The organism is Flavobacterium sp. UBA5153 (genome assembly GCA_002413745.1).
GTDB lineage: Bacteria > Bacteroidota > Bacteroidia > Flavobacteriales > Flavobacteriaceae > Flavobacterium.
This window is the reverse complement of the sequence record DHXP01000060.1, coordinates 1-8,150: the sequence shown is the minus strand read 5'-3', so window position 1 is coordinate 8,150 and position 8,150 is coordinate 1. Positions and strand designations below refer to the sequence as shown.

The 8,150-nt window shown below is 32.7% G+C and carries 10 protein-coding genes; 2 read left to right on the top strand and 8 right to left on the bottom strand.

The window, feature by feature from the left end:
• The first annotated feature begins 341 nt into the window (after positions 1–341).
• Positions 342–1,106 (top strand): 5'-methylthioadenosine/adenosylhomocysteine nucleosidase, encoded by a 765-nt coding sequence (locus tag B2145_RS11735; protein WP_291102435.1) that lies wholly within the window; start codon positions 342–344, stop codon positions 1,104–1,106.
• A 293-nt stretch (positions 1,107–1,399) separates the two neighbouring features.
• On the opposite strand, the gene B2145_RS11730 is transcribed toward B2145_RS11735, so the two are convergent.
• From B2145_RS11730 to B2145_RS11715, 4 genes are all read right to left on the bottom strand, one after another.
• Positions 1,400–1,882, bottom strand: coding sequence for a DNA-deoxyinosine glycosylase (locus B2145_RS11730; protein ID WP_291102432.1), 483 nt, complete (start codon positions 1,880–1,882; stop codon positions 1,400–1,402).
• 667 nt (positions 1,883–2,549) lie between these two features.
• Positions 2,550–3,536 (bottom strand): HipA domain-containing protein, encoded by a 987-nt coding sequence (locus B2145_RS11725; RefSeq protein WP_291102430.1) that lies wholly within the window; start codon positions 3,534–3,536, stop codon positions 2,550–2,552.
• Complete coding sequence (locus tag B2145_RS11720; RefSeq protein WP_291102427.1) at positions 3,533–3,862, bottom strand: HipA N-terminal domain-containing protein; 330 nt, start codon at positions 3,860–3,862, stop codon at positions 3,533–3,535. Before B2145_RS11720 ends, B2145_RS11725 begins: the two co-directional genes overlap by 4 nt.
• Positions 3,837–4,076 carry a helix-turn-helix domain-containing protein gene (locus B2145_RS11715; protein WP_291102425.1) on the bottom strand — a complete coding sequence of 80 codons (240 nt, stop codon included), beginning with the start codon at positions 4,074–4,076 and terminating at the stop codon, positions 3,837–3,839. Before B2145_RS11715 ends, B2145_RS11720 begins: the two co-directional genes overlap by 26 nt.
• A gap of 318 nt (positions 4,077–4,394) precedes the next feature.
• On the opposite strand from B2145_RS11715, the gene B2145_RS11710 reads away from it, so the two are divergent.
• On the top strand, positions 4,395–4,865 hold the full coding sequence (locus B2145_RS11710) for an IS3 family transposase (RefSeq protein ID WP_349678072.1): 471 nt from the start codon (positions 4,395–4,397) through the stop codon (positions 4,863–4,865).
• On the opposite strand, the gene B2145_RS11705 is transcribed toward B2145_RS11710, so the two are convergent.
• From B2145_RS11705 to B2145_RS11690, 4 genes are all read right to left on the bottom strand, one after another.
• Positions 4,849–5,001 (bottom strand): hypothetical protein, encoded by a 153-nt coding sequence (locus B2145_RS11705; RefSeq protein WP_291102422.1) that lies wholly within the window; start codon positions 4,999–5,001, stop codon positions 4,849–4,851. The two genes, B2145_RS11710 and B2145_RS11705, sit on opposite strands and share 17 nt — an antisense overlap.
• A 487-nt stretch (positions 5,002–5,488) precedes the next feature.
• Positions 5,489–6,340 (bottom strand): hypothetical protein, encoded by an 852-nt coding sequence (locus tag B2145_RS11700; RefSeq protein ID WP_291102420.1) that lies wholly within the window; start codon positions 6,338–6,340, stop codon positions 5,489–5,491.
• A complete protein-coding gene (locus B2145_RS11695; RefSeq protein ID WP_291102417.1) occupies positions 6,315–7,316 on the bottom strand; it encodes a type IV toxin-antitoxin system AbiEi family antitoxin in 1,002 nt (333 codons plus the stop codon). Before B2145_RS11695 ends, B2145_RS11700 begins: the two co-directional genes overlap by 26 nt.
• A gap of 222 nt (positions 7,317–7,538) precedes the next feature.
• Positions 7,539–8,150 (bottom strand): helix-turn-helix domain-containing protein (locus tag B2145_RS11690; RefSeq protein ID WP_291102414.1); only part of this gene is annotated, 612 nt, incomplete at its 5' end.

Below are 8,150 nucleotides of genomic sequence, written 5' to 3'. Positions count from 1 at the left end.
GTTCAATTTTTATTGGACTAATTTGAAATAACTAGCGGTATTAGATATGGCTTGGCTGAACCTAAAGGTTTCTCCTTTCTCGGGATGGCATAGGGAAAGTTAGACCGGAAATAAAAGAATCCGAAGTCAGGGGACTTTGAATGGCAGGCGTCAGTTGACGCCATTTACGACTTCGTTTCTTGTGAAGATAAACCAAATCATTTTTATAAAAAGAGCTTAATTGTAGTTTAAATCAAATATATTTACTCCAGGCCAGGTTTGAATAAAAGGCATTTTGTATTATTGGACACTCTGACGTTAAGTGACAATATAAGGACAAGGACAGCAACCATTAAATGAATATGAAAAAAAGAACAATAGGAATCATGGGAGCCATGCCCGAAGAAATCGAAGGAGTTGTAACTTTGCTGAGTAACCGCAAAGAGGTGTCAATGGGTAAACGTACCTACTTTTCGGGACAAATAAATGGGATAGACACCATAGTGGTATTTTCAAGGTGGGGCAAAGTTGCAGCCGCAACAACTGCAACAACTTTGATTCACGAATTTCAAATCACTGAATTGATATTTACAGGAGTTGCCGGAGCAATTAGTTCAGATGTGAAAATTGGAGACATCGTTTTAGGCAGAAGACTTATTCAGCATGACATGGATGCCAGACCATTAATGAAGCAATATGAAATACCACTTCTCTCCCGGATCTATTTTGAAAGTGACTCAGCACATTTGGCCATTGCATCAAAAGCAATAAACACATTAATTGAAAGTAAAAGTTTACATTCAGTTATTGGTGATGAAGAGTTGGTGGAATTCAGTATTTCACAACCCAATTTATTTATAGGAGATATTGCAAGCGGAGATCAATTTATTTCAAGCAATGAACAAAAACATAGTCTTAAAACCCAATTACCCAATATATTGTGTGTAGAAATGGAAGGGGCGTCAGTAGCCCAAGTTTGTTATGAATATGAAGTCCCTTTCAGTATTATAAGAACCATTTCAGATGTAGCTGATGATAAATCACACATTGATTTTCAGTCCTTTATAAAAAAGATTTCCAGCAAATACTCCACTGAAATAATTAAAAATATTTTCAAACAGCTTTAAAACATTGGCTATGCCATAAGATAAAAAAACAAAATCAGACAAATGAATAGCTGAATGGCTATCCTGGATAGAGAACCGATGCACATATCCGCGCCATCATTTAGATTTAATTCCCCGAAGCTCTGCTTCGAATGAAAAAAGAATTTTCAACAAACTTACTGGACTTGCTCAAATTGAACATCAATTTAAACTTGATTGACTATGTTCTGGTATATAATTATATCGCTCATTATGCTGCTAATTTATTGTTCTCTTTTGTGCGTTAGGTTGCCCATTGTCGATATTTTCTTTGCTCATAATTGTTTGATAATTTGCCATTCTTTTAATTTTTGTTCAAAAGATTTTCCTGCATTGGCAGGACTTGTGGAAGGTAAAGTTACAAGATTATATCCATTGCCAACCTTTACATATTGCTTATAATAAGCAGCTGCTTTTTGTCCGTTGAAATAAATATGCCTGATATTGGGATGTGTTTTTAAAAACGAATTAAAATCGTTGGGTATTTCTTGTTCAATGGCACTATCTAAACTTCCTTCTCTCACACAAGCTTGTAAAACATCCCATAAAGCAATTTTATTTTTTAATAGAATGTTTTTTCTGTTTTCATAATCATTTGAAAACGGTTCGTCAAAAATGGTGAAGAGCAACTTCCAAAAGGCATTTCTGCTGTTTCCATAATACTGGCCTAATTCTAATGACTGTACACTAGGCATTGTCCCAAGAATTAAAACAGTTGCATTTTGATTTGATATTGGAGGGAAAGAATATTTTTTCATAAAACAGATTGTATCATTACAGGTCTATATTTTTGCCATAGTTGGATATAAATATTGGATTCTTTCATGGCTTTTTATTTTTTAAACCAACTTCCCTACCAAACCATTTTTTAACACACTCTGCCGCAATGTCTTGTAACGTGTACTGCCCGTAAAAGTAAGGAAATTGTAGACATAAAAAAAGCGGGTTCGTATACACGAACCCGCAACTTCATTGAATTTAATCTCGTAGCGAGACCGAGATTTGAACTCGGGACCTCAGGGTTATGAAAACTAAATTTTGATCTTTTTAATTTATTAAGTTACTGATTGTGAGTAGTTTTATTTTTATTTAAAAATTGGTTTTTATTGATTTTTTTACTTTTCCTCACTCTTTTTCCTCACTCTTTTTCCTCACTTTTTAACTATACCCTGGAGGATTGGCGAATGAGTGGTATCTGAAATGTAAAAAGACCTTTTACCAAAGAGAGGTCGCTTGATTGTGCATGATGTTTCTAATGGAATGGTTTATTCTAAATATCCAGTTTTTATCTGTTCTAATATGGCTAAATTATCTTCGATGGTATTTTCATAAAATTCTGCCATAATTTTGGCTATTTCAAAATCATGAGTATTGCTATTGCAAAGTGGATAGTAGCGAAGTTTTAGACATAAAATGATTTCCAACTTATCTTTTAATTAATTGTTTTAAACGACCCTGATAAGATTGTCTATAATTTCTTTTTGTGGTATCGTTCAGAAAAGAAGCTGTTATCAATTTTTCTACGTTATCCGATTGTGATAACATCAAAGTCATGATATCATTAAAAATTTTTGAACTAATTCCTGCTTCCTCTGACAGTATGGCAAATTGTTGACTAATTTTTCCTTGGCCTAAATTTCGAGGTAATAGTCCATCATCTAATGCAAAGTCTTTATCATCTATATGAATGCGACTATTTAAAAGGTCATAAGCTGGACTTAATCGATAATCTCCCATGGGAGTTTCAAGCAAAGAAAAGTTTTTAAAATGAGCATCGCCATTTGAAAATAGATAATTGAAGACCAAGATTTTTAATACTTTAGGAGCTTCCAATTTGTAAGCGGGTAAATATTTCTGCATTAATTGAAATATTTCTAAATAGTTTCCTAAGTATTTATAATGTTCACCATGTGTTTGCGGTGTCCTGCCAGCCAAGGATGCAAAATCATCTTGAGCAAGTTTTGTGCCATCATCTTTTACATCAAAACGTTTGGTAATATAGGCAGAGGAACCATTTTTAAAGAATATCAGTGCATTTTCAGCAGTTTCTATTCCATAAATTTGACGAGCAATTTGCATTGTTAAGTGTTCGTTAGAAGGCATTTGGTCAGATTTTTTTCCTATACTGGGAATTGGTTTTAGGATATAGGTACCACGTTCTCCTTCATTGATAAGCCTTAACTTGTTTTTTTCAAGTAGTACAGAAAATTTTTCCTGCACACCTGAAATGGACATACGTTTTCGGTTTTCTTCAAATAGATCATCTGTTTCAGAATTCGATGCAGGAGAATCATAAGGCAATATATGATGTACCTTTTTACCCTGAAACACTCTATTTAAACAGGTTCTGCTATAAGTGTGAAAACCTTCTGCTAATGTACCGGGACAATATTGTATTTCAGGTAAACTCATTTTTTTTCTATTTTAATAACTCTAACGGCACCAATACTATCGTCTTTTGCGGTAGTCATCAGCAATCCAAAATAATCATCGAGGTCAATTTTATTATATTTACAGACGACTTGTTTATTAGAGCCTTCTGGAAGCATGTTGTAAAAAAAAGGGAATAGGAATTTTGAATGAAATTCTTGTTTACTTTTAGGTAAAGTTAGACTTATACCTGGTTTAGAGCTGTCTGCTATCCAATAATCATGATAATGAAATGTAAATGAACCATCATCGTGTTGGGTTAGTATACCTGCTTCTTCATCTTTATATAATATTTTTGTCTTTCTCATTTGTTACAGATAGATTTTTAACTTTTAGACATACCTCCAGACCTAAGACATCCGCTAACTTTCCTAAAGTAAGTAATGTTGGATTTCCTTTTCCACTTTCAAATTGTTTTAGGGTTCTTAAGCCAACGCCGGATAACTCTGCCAAGGTTTCTTGTGTCACCTGCAGTACTTCTCTACGCTTTTTTATTATTTTTATTAATTCTTTAAAGTGCATTATGTGGCTCTTTTTAATACAAATATAAAACAAATTTTATTAAATTTAATAAAAAGAGCATTAAAAAGCACTAAATGATGTTTTTCATTCTGATGTTAGCTTATGTTTATGATTTAGTGCTCTATAATGCACTAAATCTAATCAGAGGTCTTTGATTTAATTTAAAAAAAACTTTATAATTTACAATACAGTTGATGAATACATTGAAATTTGGTACAACAGAAAAAGAAGATATTCTGCTTTGAATTACGCAACTATTGAAGAATTTAATAATCAAATTAATTACAAAAATGTAGCTTAACTCAATGTGTAGTTTTTATTTGCATATCCAGTTTTTTATATTTAACAACCGTTTTAGATTTCTATGATAGAAAAATCATAGGTTGGAGTTTGAGTAACGGGATGAGTGTAGAGGAAACTTCTTTGGCGGCTTGGAGAATGGCTATTAAAAACCGAAGCGTTGAAAAAGGGATGATATTTCATTCTGACAGAGGTGTCCAATACGCCAGTAAGAAGTTTACCAATGTGATTGATTCCTATAAGACGATTACAAGAAGTATGAGTAGAAAAGGGAATTGTTGGGATAATGCGGTAGCTGAGAGCTTTTTTAAGACTTTGAAAACGGAACAAATTTATGGCAATAAGCTTATATCAAAAGAGCAAATGGAACTTGATATATTCGAATTTATTGAAATCTGGTACAACAGAAAAAGAAGTCATTCCACTTTAGATTACAAAACAATAGAAGAATTCTGGAAACAGAAAAATAATTTTAAAAATGTTGCTTAACTAATACTGCGGGTTTTATTTGCATATCCAATTCATACTTCTTGGCTAAAACCTCGATGGTTTCTTTTTCTTTCAATGCTTCTAATACTACTTTGGATTTAAAATCCTTCGAGAAAACTCTTCTTGTTCTTGACATAATTTGCTAATTTAAGGTTTTTATCCCTATCTTAAATTACTGTCTGAATTTTAGGGAGCAGCATATAGTATACTAAACCTGAGGTCTGGTTTCGTATTATTCACGTTATTAGAGTTATAGCCTACTGTTTTTTTTAAATTCCTCACTCGAGTTCCTCACTCAGTGAGGAATTAATTTCAATAAAAAACCCTTAAACAATTGATATTTAAGGGTTTGTTTTAGTAGCGAGACCGAGATTTGAACTCGGGACCTCAGGGTTATGAAAATTGAAATTTGATCTTTTAAATTTACTATCTTGTTGATTTTTAGGTATTTTATATTTGGATAAAAATTGGTTTTTATCGTTTTTTTTACTTTTCCTCACTCTTTTTTCTCACTTTTTAACTATACCCTAGAGGATTGGCGAATGAGTAGTATCTGAAATGTAAAAAGACCTTTTACCAAAGAGAGGTCGCTTGATTGCGCATGATGTTTCTAATGGAATGGTTTATTCTAAATATCCAGTTTTTAACTGTTCTAACAGGACTAAATTATCTTCGATGGTATTTTCATAAAATTCTACCATAATTTTGGCAATTTCAATGTCCTTATTATTTGTGCTGACTTCCAATAAATCCTTCAATCTATTGTGAAGCATCTCATTACGTTTTGCAATTTTGTTTATCTCTCTTCCCATTACTCTAGCGGCAATTAAATGCAATTCGAAAGCGTTGTCGCCAAAAAGGTCATTGTGGTTCTCAAAGATTTCCTCTGCGTACATATCGAAAAAATGCTTTAAGATATTACTTATATCTTTTATGTCATCCCTTCTTATTTCAGGTCTGTCTTGCCAAGCCAATAATTTTAGAATCACTATTCCTGGTAATGTACAAAATTTGAATTTGTGAATTTCTTCCAGTTCCACTACTGGCAGACCAACATCATAAATTTCTTTGAATCCTGGCATATTGAGACTTGTTAAGCCACTGTCTTCTATATTAACAGCATCATTCTTATCTTCAATTTCACCGAACGGAAGTAAATCCACTTGTATAAAACCTTTCCAAACCAAGACAAAAGCATTACCCTTATATGGTGAAAAACCTTCCACTTCGATCAGGTACTTTTTCAAATTATCATAGGTTCCTTTGTCATCAATAAAAACGGCAAAATCAATATCTCCCGTGATTCTGCTTGGTGGAATATCATTTATGGCACTCATCCAAAGATCCCGAGCTACTGCTCCTACCAAATAGAAGTCAATATCGAATTTGTTTAAACCTCTTTCTAATGCTGAAAGCATTTCAGAAAGTTGAGGTTGCTGGCGTAATTGTTTAAAATTTATCTTGTAGGTACTCATCGTATATTTTTTGTGCTGTTTCGGTACATCTTCTGTCTCCCTCGTTTATTAGATCAGCATAGGCCAATAAAGGGTGAACAATATTGTTATTTACGTCATCATTCTCCCAGAACTTTTTGAAAACTTTTACATTTCCATTTGTATCTGGAACCAGACGATAATTTTTCATTAAATCACCTCTGGTTTCTGTTGTATACATTGTCAACTCTTCAGGGCGTAAATAATTTGTAAATAAATCACCCGCCGGTTCTCCTCCCCACCACGTTTTACCGTTTTGTAACTGTAGCTTTTTCCAATTGTAGAAGTCCTCTTCTTTGAGAAAACGAAATGTTCCAATTGTTAGTGTTGGTTTTAATCGTTTTTCATACTCCATTATCCATTTTTCGAGCAGCTTCTTTTTATTCTCCAATTTATATTGCTCTTTGTTTAGCTGTAATAGGTATCCTTCTTGTTTCAAGCCTGTAAAGATGTTATTTACATTTCCAATTCCGGTATTGGTTTCTTCAGCAATTTGTCTGTAGGTATAATTAATCCACTTTTCGTTTATCAGGAATTGATATACCACTTTTAAGCCTGTTTTTGTAAATGCCCTATTTGTTGTTTTATTTTTGATTTCAATGGAATTATTGGCTTCTATCCATAAAAATAACCCTTTCTCTTTCAAGTAAATATTTCCATTCGCTTCTAAATAGGCAATATTTCTGTTGCGGAGTTCTTCTTTTATTTTAGGGAATATTCTTTGTGCCACCACAATAAACGGATGATATTCTTTGGCTAGTTCTTCTATTTTCTCAAGATGAATGGTTCTTATTTCGGTTTTTATATCCGTAAAAAGGTGTATTGTCTGGTTCCCTATTTCTAGTTTTAGTTCCCCATCAATCCTGTTTTTATCTACTGTATCCTTCCATTTGCCAATAATATTTGCTTTTGTCTGGATATTATTTAATGCATTGTGAATTATTTCTTGCGGGTTCATTGTTCACTTATTTTTAATGTTCACGGAAACGTGAACATATTTAATTTGTGAACAAAAGTAATACATTGTATTATAAAAAGAACAAAATATGTTCCTAAAAGAACAAAATGTGTTGTGGATGATTTTTCCTTCGCTGCAATCGGATGCAAAACTGCGTCATCAAGGGGTTTTTATTTAAATTGATTTTGCAATTTTTTCCACTATTGTGGTGAAAGTATCTAATTAATTTACTTGACCATTTTGATTACGGAATGCTCCCGGAGTCAGACTTACTATTTGCTTGAATATTTTCGAAAAGTGAGGCAAATTAGAAAAACCAGTATCCAAAGCGATTTCTAAAAAAGCTTTATCGGTTGTTGCAATAAGGTATTGTGCTCTTTCTATCTTTTTTTCATGAATGTAATTTAAGGGTCTTCGTCCAGTATGAAGAAGAAACTGTTTCGAGAAATAATCCTGATTCTGGTTAACTCTTTTGGCTAATAGTGCTACAGTGAGGTTTTCGCTTAAATGTAGTTGTACGTAACTCATTGTGTCCAAAATTTTTGAAGATGTTGTTTGTGTATGTTTTTGTTTAAAATTTTGATCACTCAAAAATCTAGAAATAAACTGAAGAAGAATGCCTTGGTTTTCAAATTTCTGATGTATTTTCATTTTGTCATTTAGAGACCGATATTCTTTATAATAGGTTTCTTTTTCATATACTTTCGGATTATCGGATCTATTTATTCCTCTACCTGGATTGTTTTGAAGCATTTGTTTAATAAGCGTTACATCAATTTCAGAAGCGGCCAATTTCATCACATTTCTATTTTGATTAAACAATGAAATTCCATC